At 71.3% G+C, this 20,525-nt stretch carries 24 protein-coding genes and 1 pseudogene; 14 read left to right on the top strand and 11 right to left on the bottom strand.

Features of this window, described 5'->3' with window-relative positions; genetic code table 11:
• Positions 1-10 precede the first annotated feature (10 nt).
• Complete coding sequence (locus AB0H84_RS32145) at positions 11-502, bottom strand: MarR family winged helix-turn-helix transcriptional regulator (protein WP_357612470.1); 492 nt, start codon at positions 500-502, stop codon at positions 11-13.
• An 87-nt stretch (positions 503-589) separates the two neighbouring features.
• Here AB0H84_RS32145 and AB0H84_RS32140 point away from each other — a divergent pair, with 87 nt between their 5' ends.
• Positions 590-1,180, top strand: coding sequence for an NAD(P)H-dependent oxidoreductase (locus AB0H84_RS32140; RefSeq protein ID WP_357612467.1), 591 nt, complete (start codon positions 590-592; stop codon positions 1,178-1,180).
• A 109-nt stretch (positions 1,181-1,289) separates the two neighbouring features.
• On the opposite strand, the gene AB0H84_RS32135 is transcribed toward AB0H84_RS32140, so the two are convergent.
• Together AB0H84_RS32135 and AB0H84_RS32130 are read right to left on the bottom strand one after the other, a co-directional pair.
• On the bottom strand, positions 1,290-1,496 hold the full coding sequence (locus AB0H84_RS32135; protein WP_357612465.1) for a heavy-metal-associated domain-containing protein: 207 nt from the start codon (positions 1,494-1,496) through the stop codon (positions 1,290-1,292).
• The gene (locus tag AB0H84_RS32130) at positions 1,493-1,909 is read right to left on the bottom strand and encodes a nuclear transport factor 2 family protein (protein WP_357612462.1); all 417 of its coding nucleotides are present in this window, start codon (positions 1,907-1,909) and stop codon (positions 1,493-1,495) included. The genes AB0H84_RS32135 and AB0H84_RS32130 overlap by 4 nt, the downstream gene beginning before the upstream one ends.
• 85 nt (positions 1,910-1,994) lie before the next feature.
• On the opposite strand from AB0H84_RS32130, the gene AB0H84_RS32125 reads away from it, so the two are divergent.
• Positions 1,995-2,588 (top strand): TetR/AcrR family transcriptional regulator, encoded by a 594-nt coding sequence (locus AB0H84_RS32125; RefSeq protein ID WP_357612459.1) that lies wholly within the window; start codon positions 1,995-1,997, stop codon positions 2,586-2,588.
• A 44-nt stretch (positions 2,589-2,632) separates the two neighbouring features.
• Complete coding sequence (locus tag AB0H84_RS32120; protein ID WP_357612456.1) at positions 2,633-3,622, top strand: serine hydrolase domain-containing protein; 990 nt, start codon at positions 2,633-2,635, stop codon at positions 3,620-3,622.
• Between the two features lie 210 nt (positions 3,623-3,832).
• Here AB0H84_RS32120 and AB0H84_RS32115 read toward each other — a convergent pair whose 3' ends face one another.
• Positions 3,833-4,624: an NAD(P)-dependent oxidoreductase gene (locus AB0H84_RS32115; RefSeq protein ID WP_357612453.1), complete on the bottom strand. Its 792-nt coding sequence runs from the start codon at positions 4,622-4,624 to the stop codon at positions 3,833-3,835.
• A 35-nt stretch (positions 4,625-4,659) separates the two neighbouring features.
• On the opposite strand from AB0H84_RS32115, the gene AB0H84_RS32110 reads away from it, so the two are divergent.
• Positions 4,660-4,983, top strand: coding sequence for a PIN domain-containing protein (locus AB0H84_RS32110; protein WP_357612450.1), 324 nt, complete (start codon positions 4,660-4,662; stop codon positions 4,981-4,983).
• Positions 4,984-5,051: 68 nt separating this feature from the next.
• Here the strand turns inward: AB0H84_RS32110 and AB0H84_RS32105 are convergent, their stop codons facing one another.
• Both AB0H84_RS32105 and AB0H84_RS32100 read right to left on the bottom strand, forming a co-directional pair.
• Positions 5,052-5,294: a hypothetical protein gene (locus AB0H84_RS32105; protein WP_357612447.1), complete on the bottom strand. Its 243-nt coding sequence runs from the start codon at positions 5,292-5,294 to the stop codon at positions 5,052-5,054.
• A gap of 176 nt (positions 5,295-5,470) precedes the next feature.
• Entirely contained in the window at positions 5,471-6,133 is a 663-nt protein-coding gene (locus AB0H84_RS32100) for a TetR/AcrR family transcriptional regulator C-terminal domain-containing protein (protein ID WP_357612444.1), read from the bottom strand.
• Positions 6,134-6,639: 506 nt separating this feature from the next.
• Between AB0H84_RS32100 and AB0H84_RS32095 the strand changes: the two genes are divergently transcribed.
• The 6 genes from AB0H84_RS32095 to AB0H84_RS32070 are packed head-to-tail and all read left to right on the top strand — an operon-like array spanning position 6,640 to position 12,578.
• Positions 6,640-7,608, top strand: a complete 969-nt coding sequence (locus AB0H84_RS32095; RefSeq protein WP_357612441.1) for an STM4015 family protein — start codon at positions 6,640-6,642, stop codon at positions 7,606-7,608.
• Entirely contained in the window at positions 7,608-8,552 is a 945-nt protein-coding gene (locus AB0H84_RS32090) for an STM4015 family protein (RefSeq protein ID WP_357612438.1), read from the top strand. The genes AB0H84_RS32095 and AB0H84_RS32090 overlap by 1 nt, the downstream gene beginning before the upstream one ends.
• Positions 8,545-9,594, top strand: coding sequence for an STM4014 family protein (locus AB0H84_RS32085; protein WP_357612436.1), 1,050 nt, complete (start codon positions 8,545-8,547; stop codon positions 9,592-9,594). The genes AB0H84_RS32090 and AB0H84_RS32085 overlap by 8 nt, the downstream gene beginning before the upstream one ends.
• 26 nt (positions 9,595-9,620) lie before the next feature.
• The gene (locus tag AB0H84_RS32080; protein ID WP_357612433.1) at positions 9,621-10,412 is read left to right on the top strand and encodes an STM4013/SEN3800 family hydrolase; all 792 of its coding nucleotides are present in this window, start codon (positions 9,621-9,623) and stop codon (positions 10,410-10,412) included.
• Positions 10,399-11,754, top strand: coding sequence for an STM4012 family radical SAM protein (locus AB0H84_RS32075; protein WP_357612430.1), 1,356 nt, complete (start codon positions 10,399-10,401; stop codon positions 11,752-11,754). The genes AB0H84_RS32080 and AB0H84_RS32075 overlap by 14 nt, the downstream gene beginning before the upstream one ends.
• Entirely contained in the window at positions 11,748-12,578 is an 831-nt protein-coding gene (locus AB0H84_RS32070) for an STM4011 family radical SAM protein (RefSeq protein ID WP_357612427.1), read from the top strand. The genes AB0H84_RS32075 and AB0H84_RS32070 overlap by 7 nt, the downstream gene beginning before the upstream one ends.
• Positions 12,579-12,580: 2 nt before the next feature.
• On the opposite strand, the gene AB0H84_RS32065 is transcribed toward AB0H84_RS32070, so the two are convergent.
• From AB0H84_RS32065 to AB0H84_RS32055, 3 genes are all read right to left on the bottom strand, one after another.
• Positions 12,581-13,672 carry a DUF6745 domain-containing protein gene (locus AB0H84_RS32065; protein ID WP_357612424.1) on the bottom strand — a complete coding sequence of 364 codons (1,092 nt, stop codon included), beginning with the start codon at positions 13,670-13,672 and terminating at the stop codon, positions 12,581-12,583.
• Complete coding sequence (locus tag AB0H84_RS32060; protein WP_344987285.1) at positions 13,672-13,968, bottom strand: hypothetical protein; 297 nt, start codon at positions 13,966-13,968, stop codon at positions 13,672-13,674. Before AB0H84_RS32060 ends, AB0H84_RS32065 begins: the two co-directional genes overlap by 1 nt.
• A gap of 257 nt (positions 13,969-14,225) precedes the next feature.
• The gene (locus AB0H84_RS32055) at positions 14,226-14,849 is read right to left on the bottom strand and encodes a CGNR zinc finger domain-containing protein (RefSeq protein WP_357612421.1); all 624 of its coding nucleotides are present in this window, start codon (positions 14,847-14,849) and stop codon (positions 14,226-14,228) included.
• Positions 14,850-14,878: 29 nt separating this feature from the next.
• On the opposite strand from AB0H84_RS32055, the gene AB0H84_RS32050 reads away from it, so the two are divergent.
• Positions 14,879-15,760 (top strand): arginase family protein, encoded by an 882-nt coding sequence (locus AB0H84_RS32050; protein WP_357612418.1) that lies wholly within the window; start codon positions 14,879-14,881, stop codon positions 15,758-15,760.
• Here AB0H84_RS32050 and AB0H84_RS32045 read toward each other — a convergent pair.
• Entirely contained in the window at positions 15,757-17,310 is a 1,554-nt protein-coding gene (locus AB0H84_RS32045; RefSeq protein WP_357612415.1) for a DUF4434 domain-containing protein, read from the bottom strand. The genes AB0H84_RS32050 and AB0H84_RS32045 overlap by 4 nt on opposite strands.
• A gap of 130 nt (positions 17,311-17,440) precedes the next feature.
• Between AB0H84_RS32045 and AB0H84_RS32040 the strand changes: the two genes are divergently transcribed.
• Together AB0H84_RS32040 and AB0H84_RS32035 are read left to right on the top strand one after the other, a co-directional pair.
• A complete protein-coding gene (locus AB0H84_RS32040; protein ID WP_357612413.1) occupies positions 17,441-18,223 on the top strand; it encodes an SDR family oxidoreductase in 783 nt (260 codons plus the stop codon).
• A 105-nt stretch (positions 18,224-18,328) separates the two neighbouring features.
• The gene (locus AB0H84_RS32035; protein WP_357612410.1) at positions 18,329-19,891 is read left to right on the top strand and encodes an alpha/beta fold hydrolase; all 1,563 of its coding nucleotides are present in this window, start codon (positions 18,329-18,331) and stop codon (positions 19,889-19,891) included.
• On the opposite strand, the gene AB0H84_RS32030 is transcribed toward AB0H84_RS32035, so the two are convergent.
• The gene (locus tag AB0H84_RS32030) at positions 19,869-20,261 is read right to left on the bottom strand and encodes a VOC family protein (protein ID WP_357612407.1); all 393 of its coding nucleotides are present in this window, start codon (positions 20,259-20,261) and stop codon (positions 19,869-19,871) included. The two genes, AB0H84_RS32035 and AB0H84_RS32030, sit on opposite strands and share 23 nt — an antisense overlap.
• 65 nt (positions 20,262-20,326) lie before the next feature.
• Between AB0H84_RS32030 and AB0H84_RS32025 the strand changes: the two are divergent.
• Positions 20,327-20,525 (top strand): annotated as a pseudogene (locus AB0H84_RS32025) (MarR family transcriptional regulator); the annotation flags it as partial.

Here is a 20,525-nt window from a genome sequence, read left to right as displayed (position 1 = left end):
TGAGGGAGGCCTATTGGGCGGCGTCGTCGCCTGTGCTCTCGCTGGGGCGCGGCTCGATGCGCTCGATCATCTGCCCGCTCCACGCCCGGAACTCCGCAGCCTGCTGGGGCGTGAGCGAGTCGAAGAAGTAGCGGCGGATGTTGCCGGCGTGCACGAGGATGGCGCTCTGCACAGCGCGGCGCCCCTGGTCGGTCAGCCCGATCCCCGCGCGGCGGCCGTCGGCCCCGTACGGGGTCCGCTCCACGAAGCCGCGGTTCTCCATGCGCGTCAGCTGGTGGGAGACGCGGCTCTTCGCCCAGTCGAGCGATTCGGAGAGCTCGCCGACGCGCATTTCGCGGCCGGGCGCCTGCCAGAGCGTCACCAGCACGCTGAACTCGGCCTTCGAGATGCCGCAGTCGCGCTGCAGGCCACGCTCGAGCTCCCGGACGAGCAGGCGCTGCGCACGCATCCAGCTGTCCCAGAGCTCCCACTCCTCGGGCTCCAGCGTACGGGTCTCCGCCATGGCGGAAATCATATCGGTCAGGTGAGTTGTCGCGTCAACTCTCTTGTGTTTAGAGTTGACGCGACAACTCACCCCCGAAGGGACACCATGGCACTCCGCATCGGCATCATCCTCGGAAGCACGCGCCCCGGCCGCCGGGGCGAGCAGATCGCCTCCTGGGTGCTCGACACCGCGCGCGCCCACGGCGGCGCCGACTACGAGCTGATCGATCTCGCCGACCACGGCCTCGACAACCTCGACGAGGGCGGGAATCCGACGCACCAGCAGTACGAGCACCCGCACACCCGCGACTGGTCGGCGCTGATCGACGGCTTCGACGGCTTCGTGTTCCTCACCCCGGAGTACAACCACTCCTTTCCCGGCGCGCTCAAGAACGCGCTGGACTACGTCTACCGCGAGTGGAACGACAAGGCCGCCGGCATCGTCAGCTACGGCGGATGGGCCGCGGGCGTCCGGGCCGCCGAGGCGCTGCGCCTGGTGCTCGCCGAGCTCCAGGTGGCAACGGTCCGCGCACAGCCCGCCGTCCCGCTGATCCCCGCGTTCTCGACCGGCGCCTTCGCCCCGGCGGAGGGCCTCGACGCCGCGGTCCGCGGCATGCTCGACCAGGTCATCGCCTGGTCCGGCGCGCTGCGCGGCGTGCGCGAGGCCAAGTCGAAGGCGCCCGCGATCACCGGCTGAACCAGCGGCTTCACTCTTGGTCCCCTATGCGCTCTCGGCCGGTCGGCTCAGCCGCGGTCCGCCCTCGGCCGGTCGGCTCAGCCGCGGTCCTCCCTCGGCCGGCCCGGCGTCACGGGGTGAGCTCGTAGCCGGCCTCCTCGACCGCCGCGCGCACCTCCGCGACATCGAGGTCCCGGTCGCTGGTGACGGTGACCGTGCCGCCCTCCACGTCCACTGCCACGGCGCCGACACCGGGGATGCGCTCGATCTCCTCGGTGACGAAGGCCGCGCAGTGGCCGCAGGCCATGCCGCTCACGCCGTAGGTGGTCTCGGTCATGCCGGCACCTTTGCGCCGGAGGTGGTGTCTCCAGGGACGGTGCGGGTGAGGATGTGGGCCTGCCGCATCCGCCCATCGGGGGCGAAGCGGCCGAAGAAGCACACCTCCATGGCCAGATCCCGGTTGCGGGTGTGCACGTACAGGGTGTATCGGGCGGCCAGCTGATCGCCGTCGGCCACCGCCTCGTGGACGTCCATGCGGCCCTCCGGCCGGGTCTTGCGCAGCGGGCGGGTGTGCGCGATGAGCTTGTCGCGGTCCATGCGGTTGCCGTCGGCCACCTGGACGATGTCCGGCGTGTGGTAGCGATCGACGATCAGGGCCGGATCGTCGTCGCTGTGCAGCAGTTCCTTGGTGAACGAGGTGAAGAAGTCGGCGATGAACCGCTTCGGGTCGTCGTCATGAAAGGGGTTCACAGTGGGTCCTATCGTGCGAGAGCGGTAATATCTCTTACACGCCGTAAGATATGAGGCGCCCGCTAACTTTGGCAAGGTGTAAGAGATGACTCCGCCCCCGACTCGCAACCTTCGCGCCGACGCGCTGCGCAGCAGGGCCGCCATCCTGGATGCGGCGCTCCAGGTCCTCGAAGCCCGGCCCGACGCCAGCCTCGACGCCGTCGCCGCTGCCGCCGAGGTGACGCGCCAGACCGTCTACGCCCACTTCCGCTCACGCGATCAGCTCCTGACGGCCGTCGTCGACCGGCTCACCGAAGAAACTGCCGCCGCGATGAACGCCACGGACCCTGACACGGGCTCGGCCGCCGAAGCGCTGCTGCGTGTGCTCGATGCCGGTGAGCGCACGGTCGGGCGCTATCCCGTACTGGCACGACTGGCCGGATCGCTGCCCACCGGCACGCGAGCCGACCGCGAGCGCCACGAGCCGATCAGCGAGCTGCTGGCACGGGTGATCCGGCGCGGGCAGCAGGCCGGCGAGTTCGACGACCGGCTCCCGCCCGGCTGGCTGGCCACGGTCACCGTCAAGCTCGCCCACGCCGCGAGCGAGGAGACCCGCTCCGGACGCATGACTCAGGAGGAATCGAGGCGGGCGCTGCACACCACGCTGCTGCTCGCCCTCGGCGGGACGGCACGACCATGAACGCAAGGGAATGGTGACGACCGAGGCATAGGAAGGATGATTGTGTGTCCCAGCTGCACCAACGACTGACCGCCCTTCTCCCCGAAGCCGGCTACCGCAGTGACGAACCGGTCATGGTCGGGATACAGCAGCGCGGCGCGCCGCCCGTCCTCCTGGCCCAAGGGATGACCTCCGCCAGTGAGCCGGTGACCGCCACGACGCTCGCGTACGCGGCGTCGCTGTCGAAGCAGATGACCGCGGCCTGCGCGGCGCTGCTCGCCCGACGTGGCACGCTGGACATGGAGTCGCCCCTGTCGCACTGGCTGCCCCGGTTACCGGCGTGGGCCGGCGCCATCCGGCTCCGGCACCTCGTCCATCACACAGCAGCCTTGCCTGCCGACTCCAAGGTCGACGCCATCCTCGCCGGCGACGCCGACCGGACGACCTCAGGCATCATCCAGGCACTCACCTGCTTCCCGGCTCTGGAACGCCGGCCGGGCACCGCACACGTCTATTCCAACGCCGGATACGTCTGCCTGGCCGCCGTGGTGGAGCGCGCCGCGGACATGTCGCTGCCAGATTTCGCCCAGCGCCACCTCTTTGTCCCACTCGGGATGGCAGACACCCGCTACTGGGACGGACCTGACCCTACGCCGCCGGGCGCCGCGCCGCTCGCCCGTCTCCGTCCAGCTCCACTGTCCCTGGGTGACGGAGGGGTATGGACGACTCTCAGCGATCTGCTGCGCTGGAGCCAGGCACTCAACGCCGACGAACTCGGCATCTCGGAGCTCATGCAGACCCCAGGACGCCTCGATGACGGAACGCCGATCGACTACGCCTGGGGCGTCGGCGTCCGATCACACGCCGGGCACCGCGTCTATCGACACGGAGGAGGCTGGGTCGGCCTGCGCGCCCTGCACGCCCGAGTACCCGACCTCGACCTGAGCGTGGCTCTCATGGCGATCAACGACCACACCGAACGCCGAGTCCCGCTCGACAGCCTTCTCGATGAGGTGACCAGACCGGCCGACCCGCTGAAGTACGAGCAGCCGTAGTTCCATCACACGACGGTCGGCGGGACTTCGCGGACGAGCCAGGCCAGCCCTGCGACGAGGTGGACGCGCCACCAGTATGTTCGTACGAAACGCCTCCGCCTACGGCGCGCAAGAGGCTCCCGCCCCTGAACCCAGCCGTCACCTGCGTGTAGCGATGACGATTGGGATCCGGTGGATGAGCTTCAGCACCAAGCGGCGGTCGAGCGCTGGTCAGAAAGCGTGACGGAGGGTGTAGTCGGCCGTGGCGTAGTCGCCGCCCTGTAGCGGGTCATCGGCGAAGTAACGTGCCGCTCCAGGGATCCGGTCCGCGTAGGCCTCGGCGTCATCGCGGGGATGGTAGCCGAGCCGGTCGTCCAGCTCCCAGAACCGGCGGGTATTGGCCGAGACCGCGTACGCGGCGGTGAACGTGATATCAGGCTGGGTCAACGCGGCCCAGACGAAACCGGCACAGTCGTCCGGGCTCAGCCAGGTGGCCAGGTGCCGCGGCTCGCTCGGCTCCGGCTCCAGGCTGCCGATGCGCAGGCACACCACCTGCAGCCCGAACTTGTCCGCATACAGCCGGCCCAGGGCCTCCACGGCGACCTTGCTCACGCCGTACAGCCCGTCGGGACGGGGCGGCAGCTCGGCCGAGACCGGCTGCGCGGCCGGGTAGCAGCCGGTCAGCCGATTGCTGCTGGCCAGCACCACGCGCTTGACTCCCGTGCGCCGTGCGGCCTCCAGCACGTGGTGGGCGCCCAGGACGTTGGCGTCCAGGAGGAGGGCGAGCGGCGCCTCGTCCGGAACGCCGGACAGGTGCACGACCGCGTCGGCCCCGTCGATGACGGCCGCCACGTCCTCGATGCTCGCCAACTCGGCTTGGCGGACCTCCTCGTCGGCTCCCGCGGCGACCAGCGGTGCGCGATCAACCGAGATCAGCCGGCGCAGCCGACGCCGCAACGGCTCCCGCAGGACGGACCCCACCCGCCCGGCCGCACCGGTCAGGACCACCGTCTCCACTGTCATGGGCCGGAGTATGCCAGCGACCACTGACACTTCTGATGCCGCAAGGTGCGATCGCGGCGATCACTGTGGCCGAGTTGCTCGTCGGTGTCGAGCTGGCCGATGCGGCCCGGCGGCCCAATCGACAGGCCTTCGTGGATGAGGTTCTTGCGTTGATCCCCGTTGAGGAGTACACGACGGACGTCGCCAGGGTTCATGCCCGCCTCATGGCGCATGTCCGACGAGAGGGCAAGTCGCGGGGTGCGTACGATCTTCTGATCGCAGCGACGGCCGCGGCCACCGCCAGGACCGTGATCACGATGGACGCGTCGGCAGCGTTCGACGATCTCCCCGGCGTGCGCGCTCAGGTGGTTCCTCGCTGAATGCCGCCGGCAACCCCGACGGCAACGCTCGGCACCACGGTCGCATACGAGGCGCCGGTGGCGGTCTCCTACCTTTCCGTCACGTAACCGGACACCCATGCGTCTTCGTCGACTTCATATTCGGCGTACCAGAAGCAATCAGGCTCATCTCGAAATCCAGGAAGGTTTCGAGCCGTGCTGATGCGTTGTTTGACGCGATCCGGCGTGGAGTACACGCCCAAGAGTTTGACGTCGTCCCCGTCGTCCTCTCGAGCAGAGAAGTCGCCATTATCGAAGTGCGGGACGGCGCTTCTTTCGTCATGATCGGTCAACGGCAGCCAATCCCCGATGCCCGCTCCTTCGGCTACGTGGCTGAGCACTGTTGCAATCAGCCACCATTGCGAACCGGCCTACGGTGGAGGGATTCACGACGCCGACCCTGCCGCTGCGCACCCCGAGCGGGCGCGATTGGCGCAACGGTCGAGCAGCACCGGCGGTCGCCAGGCCGTCAGGTGCGGTGGGCGGCGAGGGCGGCGGTGGTGCCGTCGATGAGCGCCTGGAGGCCGTGTTCGAAGGCATCGTCGCCGGTCGTCCTGGCGCCGTCGCGGATCGCCGCGAGCAGGGGTGCGTCGGTGTCGCCGTCCAGGAGGTCGGTCAGCGCCGCCAGCGGGTCCGAAGGCTGGTCGGCCTGCCTGCCCGGCCGCCGGGCCTGCTCCTGGAGGACGAATCCAGTGACGTACTGGGAGACGGCGGTGATGGTACGCAGTGCCAGCACGGGGGTGAAGCCGCGCTCCACCATGGCGGCCAGTTCGTCGTTGAACGTCCTGACCGTGGCGGGGCCGAGCCAGGTGGCGTCGGCGACGATGCGGGCGCCGTCGCGGTGGGCGAGCAGCGACTGCCGGAAGGCGCGGGCACGGCGGGCCAGCCAGTCCTGCCAGGCCTCGCCGTGGTGCGGCGGGCCCATGCCGGCGGCCAGGATCACCGCGTCCGCCATGCCGTCCAGGAGCTCCTGCTTGCTGCGGATGTGCCAGTACAGCGCCGGTGACTGGACGCCGAGCTCGGCGGCCAGCCGGCGCACCGTGAGCCCCTCAAGCCCGACCTCGTCCAGGAGCCGTAGCGCCGTCTCGATCAACGTCTGCCTGGTCAGGCCAGGCCGGGTGGCCGCGCACATCGGCTGACACTTTAGCAGCGCTAAGTCATCCTTAGCAGTGCTGAAGGACGGTGGCGAGGTCATCGCACAGGCATGGCCGCGAGCGCCCGCGGGCAGGCCGGGCAAGGCAATGGCGATCGCCTTCCGTCGGCCTGCCGGGCTGGCAGGCATGGGCGGCCGGCGTGTTCTGCGCCCTCGTCCCGCGCCACCGCAGGCTGGTGTCGTGTCGTGCCGGATCGACGACCTCGAGGCCGTGGATCGGCTGGGCGTCCGCCTCGACGACCTCGAGGCCGTGGATCGGCTGGGCGTCCGCCTCGACGCCTACTCCCGGATCAGCTCACTCACCTTGCTGCTCGGCGGCGACCGCAGCACGCCGTGGCAGGACAGTCGCCCGCATCATAGAGACGTTCGCCGAAACGCTCCTGTGAGGAGCGGGGCTGTGCCTTACTCGCGGTCTACGAGTGACGGAAGTGTCGCCAGGGTCTGGTAGGACAGGACGCGTCAACCCCCCGACACGAGGATCATCCGTGACCGACGACGACTACCCGAGCCACTGGGACCGCTACCACAGGACCTACGCCGGCCTGCCCACAGCCATGGTCCCCTGGGACGAGGAGAACGGACCGCAACCCGACGCCGGGTCCGTGGCGTGGCGGCTCAGCGCCTACGGCCCTGACGGCGAAGCCATCGGGGAACACCTCGACTGGCTCTTCGAGCACGTCGACACCGCGAAGGTCACGGCCGTCGTTATCGGCCTGTGGGAAGACTGCGACACCCAGAGCAGTGCGCCCGTCGTCCGCCGGCTGGCCGAGGAGGCCGGGCGGCTGCCCGAGTTGCGCTCGCTCTTCTTCGGCGCGATCTCGCCGGAGGAGTGCGAGATCTCCTGGATCCAGCAGTCCGACATCACGCCGCTGCTGGAGGCGTACCCGAAGCTGGAGCGGCTGGAGGTGCGCGGCGGCTCCGAGCTGCGGCTCTCCCCCGTCCGGCACGAGTCGCTGAAGGTGCTGCGGTTCGAGAGCGGAGGGCTGCCGGGAGAGGTGGTCCGCGCCGTCGCCGCGAGCGACCTGCCCGCGCTGGAGCATCTGGAGCTCTGGCTGGGCGTCCCCGAGTACGGCGGCGACAGCGGCGTCTCCGACGTCGGCCCCATCCTCCGGGGCGAGCGGCTGCCCGCGCTGCGACACCTGGGGCTGCAGGACAGCGAGATCCAGGACGACCTCGCCGCCGCCGTGGCCACCGCGCCGATCGTGGCCAGGCTCGAGACGCTGAGCCTGTCGATGGGCGCGCTCAGCGACGCCGGGGCGGAGGCGCTGCTCAGCGGCCAGCCGCTGACCCACCTGCGCGCGCTCGACCTGCACCACCACTACCTGTCCGAGGCGATGGTGCAGCGGGTGATCCAGGCCCTGCCCGGGGTGCGGGTCGATGTGTCGGAGCAGGAGAAGGCTGACGTCGACGAGGACGGCGGCGAGGCGTGGCGTTACGTGGCGGTGGATGAGTGATGCGGGAGTTCGACGAGCAGCCCAGCCAATATGAGCGCTATGACCAGCGCTACGCCGGCCTGCCGGTGGCCGAGGTGCCGTGGCAGGAGGACGGGGAGCCGCCCGAGGCCGGATCCGCGGCCTGGCGCCTCAACGCCAGCACCTTCGACGACGACCTCCCCGACGAGATCGCCGAGTGCTTCGACTGGTTCTTCGAGCACGTCGACACCGCGAAGGTCACGGCCATCGTGATCGGCGGGTGGGAGGACTCCTACGAGGACGACAGCAGCCCCATCGTCCAGCGCCTGGCCGACGAGGCCGGCAGGCTGCCCGAGCTGCGCTCGCTCTTCCTGGGCGCGATGTCGCCGGAGGACTGCGAGATCTCCTGGATCCAGCAGTCGGACATCGCGCCGCTGCTGGAGGCGTACCCGAAGCTGGAGCGGCTGGAGGTGCGCGGCGGCTCCGAGCTGCGGCTCTCCCCCGTCCGGCACGAGTCGCTGAAGGTGCTGCGGTTCGAGACGGGAGGGCTGCCGGGAGAGGCGGTCCGTGGGGTCGGCGCGTGCGAGCTGCCCGCGCTGGAGCACCTCGACCTGTGGTTCGGGGTCGGCACGTACGGCGGTGACGCCACGGTCGGCGACGTCGCCGGGATCCTGGGCGGCGCGCGGTTGCCCCGGCTGCGCCATCTGGGCCTGCAGAACAGCGAGATCCAGGACGACCTCGCCGCCGCCGTGGCGTCCGCGCCCATCGTGGCCGGGCTCGAGACGCTGAGCCTGTCGATGGGCGGCATCACCGACGCCGGGGTGGAGGCGCTGCTCAGCGGCCAGCCGCTCACCCACCTGCGACGCCTGGACCTCTCCTATCACGGCATCAGCGCCGCGATGAGGGCCCGCCTCACCGCGGCGCTGCCCGGCGTCGACATCGACCTGTCCAGCCCGGACGAGACGTATGTGGCCGTAAGTGAGTGATGTGCGGTTCGCCGTGGTGGGGACGCCTGGGGATCGGCGGGTGACGATGTTCCGCGACGCCGCGGTCGCCGCCGGGCTGGCCGAGCCACATGTGATCTCGTGGCGGGACGTGCTGGCCGGGCGGGAGATCGGCGCGCCCGAGGGCGCGCTGCTGCGCGTGGACTCGCCGGGCGAGGACGGCGATGTCGACGCGCAGCTGCGCGGGCCGGGTGATCCCGCGCGCGTCGGCGGCGGGGCGGCCTGGTACGCAGCGTTCACGGCGGGGCTTTCGCGGGTGGCCGCCATTCCGGGGGTGCGGCTGCTGGGTGACGTCGGGGAGATCTCGGTGATGTTCGACAAGCGGCGCTGCCACGCCGTGCTGGCCGGGGCGGGGGTGCCGGTGCCGCCCGCGTTCGAGGCCACCTCGTACGACGGGCTGCGGGCGGAGATGGCGCGCCGGGGCTGGTCCCGGGTGTTCGTCAAGCCCGCGCACGGCTCGTCGGCGTCCGGCGTGATCGCCTTCCAGGCGCACGGCGATCGGGTGCAGGCCGTCACGTCGGCGGCCTGGGTCGAGGGTGTGCTCTGCAACTCGCTGCGGGTGCGTACGTACACCTCCTCCGGCGAGGTGCGGCGGATCGTGGACTTCCTCGCCCCTGACGGGCTCCACGTCGAGCAGTGGTTTCCCAAGGCGTCCACCGGTGGGAGGCCGTTCGACCTGCGGGTGGTGACGGTGGCCGGGGTTCCGACCCACGCGGTGCTGCGGGCCGGCCGCAGCCCGATGACGAACCTGCATCTCGGCGGGTCGCGGGGCGATCTGGACGTGGTGCGGTCACGGCCGGGCCTGTGGGAGCAGGTGCTGGAGGCCTGCTCTCGGGCGGCGGCCTGCTTCCCCGGGAGCCTCAGTACGGGCGTGGACATCATGGTCGGGGCGGATTGGCGGTCGGTGGCGGTGGCCGAGGTGAACGCGTTCGGGGATCTGCTGCCCGGGTTGGGGGATCTGACGGGGAACGGGCGGGACACGTATGCCGAGCAGGTGCGGGCGGTCCTGGCGGGGGCGCGGTGAACGCGGGCGCGGCGAGCCCGGGCGACATGAACGAGATCGTGGGCAGCCACGACATCCTCCTCGTCACGCTCGACACGCTCCGCTACGACGTCGCGGTCGCGCTGGAGGAGGCAGGGGCGCTGCCGAACCTCCTGCCGCCCGGCGCGTCCTGGGAGCGTAGGCACAGCCCCGGCAGCTTCACGTACGCCGCCCATGCCGCCATCTTCGCCGGCTTCCTGCCCACTCCCGTGGCCCCGGGGCCGCATACCCGGCTGTTCGCGGCCACGTTCCCCGGCAGCGAGACCACGGCGGAGCGCACCTGGGTGTTCGACGCGCCCGACCTGCCCACCGGGCTCGCGCGGGCCGGGTACCACACGGTGTGCGTCGGTGGCGTGGGGTTCTTCAACAAGCTGACCCCGCTCGGGTCCGTGCTACCGAGCCTGTTCGCCGAGAGCCACTGGGAGCCGGAGTTCGGCGTGACCAGCCCGTCGTCGCTGGAGCGTCAGATCGACCGCGCCGAAGAGGTGCTGCGCGACCGGCGCCAACCGGTCTTCCTGTTCGTCAACGTGTCGGCCCTGCACCAGCCGAACCATTTCTTCCTGCCCGGAGCCGCCGGCGACTCGCTGGAGAGCCACGCGGCGGCACTGCGGTATGTCGACCGGCACATCGGTCGCCTCTACTCACTGATGCGCCGCCGCCGGCCCTGCCTGGTGATCGTCTGCTCCGACCACGGCACGGCGTACGGCGAGGGCGGTCACGTCGGCCACCGGATCGGCCACGAGGTGGTCTGGACGGTTCCGTACACCGAGTTCGTTCTGGAGAGCCATGCGGCCCTATGAGGGTTACGTCTACGCCTATCCGCACAAGACCGCCTATCGGCCGCTCGATCCGCGACCGCGGCTGAAGGAGGTCTGGGCCGGGGAACGGCCGGGCGCGCTGTACGTGCACATCCCGTTCTGCGAGATGCGCTGCGGCTTCTGCAACCTCTTCACCCGCACCGGCGCCCCGGGGGAGCTGGTCACGGCTTACCTGGACGCCCTGGAGCGGCAGGCCCGCCAGGTGCGGGACGCGCTGGAGGAGAGCACGTCCGCCACGGCCGGATTCGCCACGGCCGGGTCCGACACGGCCGGGTCCGACACGACCGGGTCCGACACGACCGGATCCGACACAGCCGGGTTCGCCACGGCCGCGTTCGGTGGTGGGACGCCGACGTACCTCGACGCACGCGAGCTGACCCGGCTGTTCGACCTGACGGAGCGCACGATGGGGGTGGATCTCACCCGGATCCCGCTGTCGGTGGAGACCTCCCCCGCCACCGCCACGCCCGACCGCCTGTCCGTCCTGGCCGAGCGTGGCACGTCCCGGATCTCGATCGGCGTGCAGAGCTTCGTCGACGCCGAGGCCCGCTCCGCCGTACGCCCGCAGCAGCGCGCGGAGGTGGACGCGGCACTCGACGCGATCAGGGCCTCGGGCGTGCCGGTGCTCAACATCGACCTGATCTACGGCATCGACGGGCAGACGCCGCAGTCGTGGCTGTACTCGCTGGACACCGCGCTCGGGTGGCGGCCCGAGGAGCTGTATCTGTACCCGCTCTACGTCCGGCCGCTGACGGGCCTCGGCAAACAGGGGCGGGCGTGGGACGACCAGCGGCTCGAGCTGTACTGGGTGGGGCGCGAGCGCCTGCTGGCCGCCGGGTACGAGCAGGTTTCGATGCGGATGTTCCGGCTGCCCGGCACGGGTTCGTCCACCGAATACTGCTGCCAGACCGACGGGATGGTCGGGCTGGGGTGCGGGGCGCGGTCGTACACGAGCGAGCTGCACTACTCGTTCGAGTACGCCGTCGGAGCCCGGCACGTGCGCTCGATCATCGACGACTACGTGCGGCGGGACGAGTTCGACGTGGCCAACGTGGGCTTCTCGCTCTCGCTCGAGGAGCGCAAGCGGCGGCATCTCATCCAGTCGCTGCTTCAGGGAGAAGGGCTCTCGCGGCGGCTCTACGCGGAGCGGTTCGGCACCGACGTGCTCACCGACTTCGCGCTGGACGAGTTCGGTGACTGGCTGCTGGCGGACCCGGAGGCGATCCGGCTCACGGCGGAGGGGCTGGCATATTCCGACGCGATCGGGCCCGCGCTGTTCTCGCCGGAGGTCAGGCGGCTCATGGAGGAGTACGCGGCGTGCTGACCATCCTCTATCGCGGGCCCCTGGCGAGCTGCGACTACGACTGCGCGTACTGCCCGTTCGCCAAGCGGCGCGACAGTCCCGAGCAGCTTCGGGCGGACCGGGAGGCGCTGTCGCGGTTCGCGGGCTGGGTGGGCGAGCAGCCGTTCGAGGTGTCGATCCTGTTCACGCCATGGGGTGAGGGCCTGGTCAGGTCGTGGTACCGCCGGGCCCTCGTGGAGCTCTCCTGGCTGCCCAATGTCGCCAAGGTCGCCATCCAGACGAACCTGAGCTGCCGTACCGACTGGCTCTCCGAAGCGTCGGACCGGGCCGCGCTGTGGGTGACGTACCACCCGACGCAGGTCTCGTATGACCGCTTCCTGGGCAAGATCCGCTCGCTGCCGGTGCGCCACAGCGTCGGCATCGTCGGCGATCCCGCGCACCTGCCGGACGCGCGGCGGCTGAGGTCGGATCTGCCGGCGGAGACGTACCTATGGGTCAACGCCGAGGAGGGCCGCCTCTACACCGATGAGGAGGCGGCCGAATGGTCGGGGATCGACCCTCTCTTCCACTTCAGCCGCTTTCCGCATCGGAGCGCCGGCGCGCCGTGCCGCACGGGGGACAGCGTGATCTCGGTGAACGGCGACGGCACGGTGCGCCGCTGCCACTTCGTCCCGGAGGTGCTGGGCAACCTGTACGACGGCTCATACCGGGCGGCGCTGCGCCCCCGCAGCTGCCCCGCCACGGCCTGCGACTGCCACATCGGCTACGTCCACCTGGAGCCGCTCGGCCTCTACGACGTCTTCACCGGCGGCATCCTGGAACGTATCCCGGCGGCCTGGCCCTGACCTCAGGTCTCCTGCTTGGGCCGGTACTCCTCCTCGGCGACCCCGAACGTCCACGCGACCCCCTCCCGGGCCCGCCTCACCCACGGCGGCACCCGCAGGAAGTAGGTGCGGCTGGTGCCGTCGGGCTCGGGCGTGGAGTTGACGACCTCCACCAGGACCAGCGGCTCGTCATCAGGCATCTCGACCCGCCACAGGACACCCGTCTCGTCGGATTGCATCCGCTTGGCCCCCGACTCGGCCACGTAGCGGTCGAGGCCGAAGTGCTCCAGCATGGCCCGGCGCAGCTCCGCGTTCTCCTCTTCGCGGATCCGCTCGACGGTGAGGTCGCTCATCGCGGCCCCGAAGTCGGCGGGAACGGGCATGCCGTGCCAGGCGTGCAGGGTGAAGCCGTCGGAGTAGGACATGGCCGGACCGTCCGCCCGGTGCAGCCGCCCCAGGTCGTCGAGGTGCAGCTCGACGGGCCGCTCAGTGACGATCGCCAGCCGCTCGAACGGCCACCACCAGCCCGCGCGCTCGGCCGTCCGCTTGAGCCCGTCGAGCCCCTCGAACGCCGACAGCCAGGGGGCGTCGTGCTGCCCCAGCACCGCGTCGATGGTCGCCTGCCGCAACGCCTCGCCGCCGAGCTCGGCGATGCCGCGGCGGATGTCGTTGACCAGCCGGTTGACCTGCGGCCAGAGCCGCCCGCCGGTCTCCTCCCACCACGCCGCCCAGCCGACGGGTCCGAGCTCGGCATAGGCCGCCGACCTGGCGCGCTCCCACGGCACCGTGCGGACCGCGTCCCGCACCGACCGGCCTGGATCCCCGAGCGCCTCCCATGACCTGAGCGCCGCACCCACCGACCGGCGCAACGCGACCGCGCCCTGGTCACGCGCCTCCTGCGAGGCTCCGAGCCCCGCTTCCTCCAGTGCCCGCCGCACTGTGTCGCCGCCCGTCAGCCAGGCCGCCGCGACGGCTCCGGCCGCGGGCGACGGCAGCACGAGCACGTGTTCGGGCTCGGCCAGCCCGGCCTCGCGGTACGCCTGCCGGACGGCGGCCTCCGGGTCCTCGCCCGGCCCGGTGGCCATGGCGACCCGCTCCCACGTCAGGGTCGCCATCAGTCGGCCACCACCCGGTGGGAGCCCGGCACGTACTCGCGCTGCCGGATCACGCGGTACCAGCCCTTCGGCAGCGAGATCGCGGCGTGCTCCTCGTGCACGAGCCGCCCGCCTTCGGGCAGGTGCAGGAAGCCGCCGGAGAGCGTGCCGGGACCGGGGATCGCGTGGCAGTGGCCGGTGGCCTCGCCATGGGCCAGGATCAGCCGCCCGCGAGCGTCACGCGGCTCGGGCCGTAGCGTGCGCGGCGCGGACTCCTCCGGCACGGGCATGATCAGGATGTCGCCCTGTCGGTACATCGACCAACCTCCATCATCGGGGGGATGATCGGAAGCTATCGGCCGCGACCGACAATTCCCGGGCCGGCGACTTCACCGTCGTAGCACGGCGAGCGCCGTCCGCACGTCGACCGCGGCGGCCACGGGAGGCGACGTCCGAAGGCGTCAACCGCGGCGCGCGCGAGAGGGAGCGTCCCCTACGTCAACTGGGGCAGGCGCGAAAGGCGCCTTCCGGAAGCGCCAACGGCAGCGGGCACGGGAGGCGCCGTCTGGGAGTGTCAACGGCGGCGGGCGCGGGAGGTGGCGGCGTGGGCGCGGTTGGCGCAGCGGGTCGAGCAGAACTGGCGCTTGCCCGGGCGGCTGCGATCCACGAACGCGTCCTTGCAGGGACCGGCCGCGCAGAGCCGGAGCCGGTCCCAGTCACCTGAGGCGGCGATGTCCAGCAGCTCGGCGACGGATCGCACGGCCAGCCGCTCGGCCAGGGTGACTCCCTCGGCCGCGCTGAGCCGCTGTCGCGGCGCCCCGTCCGCCTCGTCAATGGTCACCCGTATCGGCAGCTCTTCCGCCCACCGGGCCAGGGCGCGCGTCCGCTCAGCGGGCTCGCGGGAAAGCACCGCGCGCAGCCGGTCGCGTACGGCGCGGACCGCCTCCAGGTCGTCCTCGCTCGGCCCCCTTCCGGCCAGTACGCGGCTCGGCGAGGGCGACGGCGACGGCGACGGCGACGGCAAAGACGAAGACGAAGACGAAGGGGATGGCGAGGGCGAAGGGAAAGGCTCCGCCAGCTCCTCGCAGAAGGCGCGCAAGGCCCCCACGTCCGGCAGGCGCTCCGGCTCCGCCAGGTACTCGTCCCACGTGTTGGCGAGATCGAGCGCCACAAGCCCCGTCTCGACGAACTGGCGCATTCGCTGCCCCCTCTGTTACCGTCACGACTATGAACACAATAACTCCTGACAGAGATCTCGTCGTCCTCGACGCCCCCTCCAATCTCGGCCTGCGCCCGCCCGCCCCCGACACCGTCCCCGGCTGCTACAAAGCCCCCTGGGCACTGCGGAACGCCGGCCTCGTCCAGCGGCTCGGCGCGGCCGACGCCGGCGCGCTCGTCCCGCCCCGTTACGTGTCCACGTGGACACCTGGAAGCGGCGTGCGCAACGGGCCCGCGATCGCCGCCTACGCCCGCAGGCTGGCCGACCGGGTGAGCGCGATCAGAGGCGATGGCGGGTTTCCCGTGCTGCTCGGCGGCGACTGCTCGATCCTGCTCGGGCCCGCGCTGGCCCTGCGCAGGAGCGGCCGGTACGGGGTGGCGTACCTGGACGCGCACTCCGACTTCCGGCACCTCGGCAACTCCCCCCATGTCGGGGCGGCGGCCGGGGAGGACCTGGCCCTGGCCACCGGGCGCGGTGACGACTACCTGACGGACATCGACGGGCTGCGGCCGTACGTCAGGGACGAGGACGTGATCGTGCTGGGCGCGCGGGACGAGGAGGATCTCCGCGACTTCGCCGAGACCGGCATCGCGTGCGTGCCCGGCAGCGACATCTCCCTCGACGATGCGCGGAAGGTGCTCGTCCGTGACGAGCTCGACGGGTTCTGGATCCACGTGGACGCCGACGTGCTGGACCCGTCCGTGCTGTCCGCCGTCGACTCCCCCACGCCCGGCGGGCTCGACGCCGCGCAGTTCGTCGAGCTGCTCCGCGGGCTCGTCGGTCTGCCGGGGGCCGCCGGGCTGGAGGTGACGATCTTCGACCCCGACCTGGACGAGGACGGCACGCAGGCCGCCGTGCTCGCCGACCTCCTCGTGTCGGCCCTCAGCTAACGGATCACGTAGCCGCTCGAGCTGGACAGACCGGCCTCGTTGGTGGCCGTGATCGAGGTCCAGGGGCCCGAGGGGGCGTACGGGGCCCACGCCGACTCCAGCCGCCCCTTCCCGTACCACTCCTGTTTCACCACCACCCCCGGCGGGTCGAAACGGAGCGTGCCGCCGCGCAGGTTGTAGCCCTCGACGAGGATGCCGGCCCGCCCGTTCATCTCCTTGCGCGAGGCGGCGACGATGATCGGCTGCTGCCATCCGTTCACGATGTCGTCCGCCAGTGCGGGCGTGTCGTAGCGGGCCTGGCAGGTGAAGAAGGGGTCCCAGCCGTAAGAGATGATTTTTCCGGCAAATGACCCGGCAGCCATCACCTGCTGGTCGATCCGGCTCTTCGTGGTCCGCCCGCGCAACGGCAGCGGATCGACCCTCCCGCACTCCCCGTCCACCGGCGTCGGCTCGAACCCCTCCACGTTCACCCACAGCTCCACCCCGGCCGGCACCTGCCGCGCCGCCGCCTCGATGTAGTCGCGGGTGGCCCCGTAGTATGCCTGCGCGTTGCTCACGTCCCCGACGACCGGCACCAGGCGCGGCGCCACCTTGGCCTCCGCCTCGTGGACCCCGTAGACGGGCACCTTGCCCGTCCCCCGCCCGTCCTGCACGGCGACGGCCATGGGCGCGCCCGCCCGGGTCGCGGCGATGGCCGCGAACCCCGCCGCCACCTGCCCGGGCGGGAACCCGCGCCCCCTCCGGGCGTCGATGTACGGGCTGACCAGGATCTTCTTCCCCGGCAGGGCGGCGGCGACGGCCGCGTGCTGGGCCGCGTACAGCCCGATGATCGGGTCCTTGGCCGCCCGCGTCCGCATGGCCAGCTCGAACGACTGGTAGACCCCTCCGAACGCGGGAGACCTCCCGAACCGCTCCCGGTAGTCGGCGAGCACCCGCGTGGTGAAGGCGGTCAGCGCGGCGGTGTGCGCGGGGTCGGGCTCCCACGGCTTGCCCGCGAGCTGCGGCGCGGCGGGCAGCCCCGGGAAGACCGTCATCCCGTACGCGGCCGCCTCGGTCATCAGGTTGCCGAGCCCGTCGCCGTCCGTGGAGACGAGGACGAGATCATGTACGGGGTCCTGGCAGGACGCGGCCAGCGAGACCCGGTAGAAGATCCGGCCCCGGCTCTCGATCCGCCGGTCCAGCCCGGGACACCGCAGCAGCCCTTTCCCGAACTCCTCGCTGGTCACGTAGGTGTAGACCCGGCGGACCCCGGGGACCTCGGCGCACGGCCGCCCGTCCACGAGGCAGTCGGCGAACTCGGGGTCCGGGCGGGCGCTGAACCTCGGGCCGAACGTGATCAGCGTGTCGCCGCCGATCGCGTGGATCGCCTCGACCATGCGCCGCGTCACGCACGGATCGGCCCGGGGCATGACCCAGTAGCCGGTGACGGCGTACGGGGCGACGACGCGGGTGTCACGCGACTGGCACGCCTCGACCTCGGGCCGGTCGGGCACGACCAGGCTCACCATGAAGGCGACCGCCACGACCAGCCACAGGATGATCCGGTGCACCCACGCCCCTTCCACGCCACCACCAGCCTACGCAGGAGTCCGTGGGTCCACGAGCCGCGCGGACCGAGCGCCACCCCAACGCGAGCCTCCGCGCATCGACCACGGAGAATGGCGGCAGGGGGTGGACATCGTGCGTATCGATCTCAGCGGCAAGACCGCGCTGGTCACCGGGTCGACTCAGGGCATCGGGGCGGCGATCGCCGAAGGGCTGGCGCAGGCGGGGGCCCACGTCGGGATCAACGGCCGCAGCGAGGGCTCCGTCGCGATGGCCATCGAGCAGATAGAGCTCGGCGACCTGATCCCGGCGCCCGGCGACGTCACCACGGAAGAGGGCTGCGCTGCGGTGCTGCGCGCGCTGCCCCAGGTGGACATCCTCATCAACAACCTGGGCATCTTCGGCGCCACACCCGCGCTGGAGATCACCGACGACGAGTGGCGGCGCTACTTCGAGGTCAACGTGCTGGCCGCGGTCCGGCTCACGCGCGCCTACCTGCCCGGCATGATCGAGCGCGACTGGGGCCGGATCCAGTACATCGCGAGCGACTCCGCCGTGGTCATCCCCATCGAGATGATCCATTACGGCATGACGAAGACCGCGCTGCTCGCCGTGTCCAGGGGGTTCGCCAAGGAGGCGGCGGGCAGCGGGGTGACGGTCAACTCGGTGATCGCGGGGCCGACGCACACCGGGGGCGTCGAGAAGTTCGTGTACGACCTCATAGGCAAGGACCTGCCGTGGGAGGAGGCGCAGCGGGCGTTCATGATCCAGCACCGGTCGCAGTCGCTGCTGCAGCGCCTGATCGAGCCCGAGGAGATCGCGAACATGGTCGTCTACCTCAGCTCGCCCTTCGCCTCCGCGACCACGGGCGCCGCGGTGCGGGTCGACGGCGGCTACGTGGACTCGATCCTCCCCTGAAGGCCTCGCCTGAAGGCCTCCCCTGAAAGCCTCCCCTGAAGGAGAGCCGGCGGCTCCCCCGATCGGGTGATGTGACCGGGCCGGGGCGAAGCGAGCCTGAGGGGCATGATCTTACGGACTCTGCTCACGTTCGGCCTGCTGGCCGCACCCACACCCGCACCCGCGGCCACACTCGCATCCGCCGCCGAGCGGCCCGCCGTCGCCTGGCAGGAATGCCCGGCCTACTCCGACGACGTGCTGCGCTGGATGGGCCTCGACGACCAGCGGCTCCCCCAGTTCAGGAAGCTGTTCGGCAGGACGGAGTGCGGCACGCTCGCCGTCCCCCAGAACTACGCCGACCCGGGCGGAAAGCAGATCACCATCGCCCTGACCAGGCTCAAGGCCGCCGACCAGGAACACCGCCTGGGCAGCCTGGCGGTCAACCCGGGAGGCCCGGGCGGCAGCGGCTACCTGATGCCGATCGAGCTCGCCATGACCGACGCGAGGCTGAACGCCCGCTACGACCTGATCGGCTTCGACCCGCGCGGAGTCGGCTACAGCACCAAGGCCAAGTGTCCAGGCGGCAAGGCGGAGCCGATGCCGCCGGGTCCCGTCACCGAGGAGCTGGCCAGGAAGGTCTACGACCAGACGGTCGAGGACAACCGGGCCTGTGGCCGGTCGGACCCCGGCTTCATCGGCCAGCTCACGACCGCCAACGTGGCCCGCGACATCGACCGCGTCCGCGCCGCGCTCGGCGAGTCGAAGATCAGCTTCCTCGGCGTCTCGTGGGGCACCTGGCTCGGCACGGTCCTGCGCAGCCTGTTCCCCACCAAGGTGCACCGCATGTGGCTGGACAGCGTGGCGCTGCCCGTCCCCCGGATGGACGTCTTCACCGAGGTACGCGCGATGGCCACCGACCGCGACTTCCAGCGGATGGCCGAGTGGATCGCCGACCGGGACGACGTGTACGGGTTCGGCACCACGAAGGCCCAGGTGGTGTCGGCGCTGACCGAGCTGCGCAAGGCGTACGACGCCAAGCCCGTGACCTTCACGGACATCGACCTCACCGTGACCGGCCCGTTGATCGCGGACGCGGCGGGCCAGCCGAGCCCCGGCTGGCCGGAGGTCGCCCAGGTGCTTAAGGAGCTGGTGGGCGCCACCGGCCCCACCGCTCCTCCGACGATCAAGAGGATCTTCGGCGACCGGCCGCCGCCCGCGCCCGCCGGCGTGCCCGAGCGGCAGAACCGGACGGCCAATGTCGCGTTCTTCTGCAACGAGGACCAGGGTCCGCGCACGTTCGACTCGGCCTGGAACGCCTACCGCGAGCGCCTCGCGCGCTATCCGGTGACCGGCGAGGCCACCGCGTTCTTCCCGGCGTGCGCCGGATGGCCGCTGCCCGTGCAGGCCACGCGCCTGCGCCCCGGCGGCTCGCTGGTGCTGTCGGGGCACCTGCACGAGAGCCCGTCGCCGTACGAGTGGACGCTGGAGACGAGGGCGGCCGTCGGCGGGCACGTGGTGACCGTCGACGACGACGTGCACGGCTCCGCGCTCAGGGTGCCGGGCTGCCTGGCGAAGGTGGTCGGCTACTTCGAGACCGGGCGGGTCACCGCCACCTGCCCCGGTGTGCCGGTGCCGGCCTCGACCGAGCTCCCCGGCCGTTCCGAGCTCAGTATGACTGCACCTCGATGAGGTTGCCCTCCGGGTCACGGAGGTGCGCGGTGCGCAGGCTCGGTCCCCAGTCGGGACGGTCCTGGGGCGGGGCGGCGACCGTGGCGCCGTGGCGGGCGAGACAGTCGGCCGCCTTGTCCACGTCGTCCACCTTCATGACCAGCATGGCCCTGTCCTGAGCGGCCTGGGGCAGGTCGGCAGTGCCGACGGCTTCCGCGAGGCTGTCCCGGGCGAACAGGGCCAGCCCGGTCTGCCCCGCGATGTCCCAGCTGGCGTAGCCGGGCAGGACCCGCACCGGCTCGGCGCCGAGCAGGTCGCGCAGCACGCCCTGATAGAACGCGGCGCAGGCGGGGAAGTCGCGCACCAGCAGGCGGGGGTGGAGGGCGTCCATCGGGCTTCTCCTGGAAAATCAGTGGGTGACTACCAACTATTGGTAGCAACCTACACTTACGCGACATGGACCTGCCACCCACCCTCCTCGCGACCACCACCTTCGTGCTGCACAAGGTCGGAGCCGGCAGCCGCCGCACTCTCGGGGCCCGGCTCGCGGACGAGACCGGGCTGAGCCTGTGGGAGTTCGCCGTGCTGGCCACGCTGGCCGACTTCGGGGCCGCCGCCCAGCGCGAGCTGGGCGGCCGGCTCCGGCTCGACCCGA

The sequence above is a fragment of the Nonomuraea sp. NPDC050786 genome (assembly GCF_040654115.1).
Taxonomy (GTDB): Bacteria; Actinomycetota; Actinomycetes; order Streptosporangiales; family Streptosporangiaceae; genus Nonomuraea.
Note: the sequence above shows the minus strand (reverse complement) of the source record. Positions and strands in the feature narration are given on the sequence as shown.

What these genes read in the sequence shown, in the direction of transcription:
- AB0H84_RS32145 (WP_357612470.1), bottom strand. Translation starts at nt 502, where the DNA reads ATGGCGGAGACCCGTACGCTGGAGCCCGAGGAGTGGGAGCTCTGGGAC.
- AB0H84_RS32140 (WP_357612467.1), top strand. Translation starts at nt 590, where the DNA reads ATGGCACTCCGCATCGGCATCATCCTCGGAAGCACGCGCCCCGGCCGC.
- AB0H84_RS32135 (WP_357612465.1), bottom strand. Translation starts at nt 1,496, where the DNA reads ATGACCGAGACCACCTACGGCGTGAGCGGCATGGCCTGCGGCCACTGC.
- AB0H84_RS32125 (WP_357612459.1), top strand. Translation starts at nt 1,995, where the DNA reads ATGACTCCGCCCCCGACTCGCAACCTTCGCGCCGACGCGCTGCGCAGC.
- AB0H84_RS32115 (WP_357612453.1), bottom strand. Translation starts at nt 4,624, where the DNA reads ATGACAGTGGAGACGGTGGTCCTGACCGGTGCGGCCGGGCGGGTGGGG.
- AB0H84_RS32110 (WP_357612450.1), top strand. Translation starts at nt 4,660, where the DNA reads ATGCCGCAAGGTGCGATCGCGGCGATCACTGTGGCCGAGTTGCTCGTC.
- AB0H84_RS32100 (WP_357612444.1), bottom strand. Translation starts at nt 6,133, where the DNA reads ATGTGCGCGGCCACCCGGCCTGGCCTGACCAGGCAGACGTTGATCGAG.
- AB0H84_RS32090 (WP_357612438.1), top strand. Translation starts at nt 7,608, where the DNA reads ATGCGGGAGTTCGACGAGCAGCCCAGCCAATATGAGCGCTATGACCAG.
- AB0H84_RS32080 (WP_357612433.1), top strand. Translation starts at nt 9,621, where the DNA reads ATGAACGAGATCGTGGGCAGCCACGACATCCTCCTCGTCACGCTCGAC.
- AB0H84_RS32075 (WP_357612430.1), top strand. Translation starts at nt 10,399, where the DNA reads ATGCGGCCCTATGAGGGTTACGTCTACGCCTATCCGCACAAGACCGCC.
- AB0H84_RS32065 (WP_357612424.1), bottom strand. Translation starts at nt 13,672, where the DNA reads ATGGCGACCCTGACGTGGGAGCGGGTCGCCATGGCCACCGGGCCGGGC.
- AB0H84_RS32060 (WP_344987285.1), bottom strand. Translation starts at nt 13,968, where the DNA reads ATGTACCGACAGGGCGACATCCTGATCATGCCCGTGCCGGAGGAGTCC.
- AB0H84_RS32055 (WP_357612421.1), bottom strand. Translation starts at nt 14,849, where the DNA reads ATGCGCCAGTTCGTCGAGACGGGGCTTGTGGCGCTCGATCTCGCCAAC.
- AB0H84_RS32050 (WP_357612418.1), top strand. Translation starts at nt 14,879, where the DNA reads ATGAACACAATAACTCCTGACAGAGATCTCGTCGTCCTCGACGCCCCC.
- AB0H84_RS32035 (WP_357612410.1), top strand. Translation starts at nt 18,329, where the DNA reads ATGATCTTACGGACTCTGCTCACGTTCGGCCTGCTGGCCGCACCCACA.
- AB0H84_RS32030 (WP_357612407.1), bottom strand. Translation starts at nt 20,261, where the DNA reads ATGGACGCCCTCCACCCCCGCCTGCTGGTGCGCGACTTCCCCGCCTGC.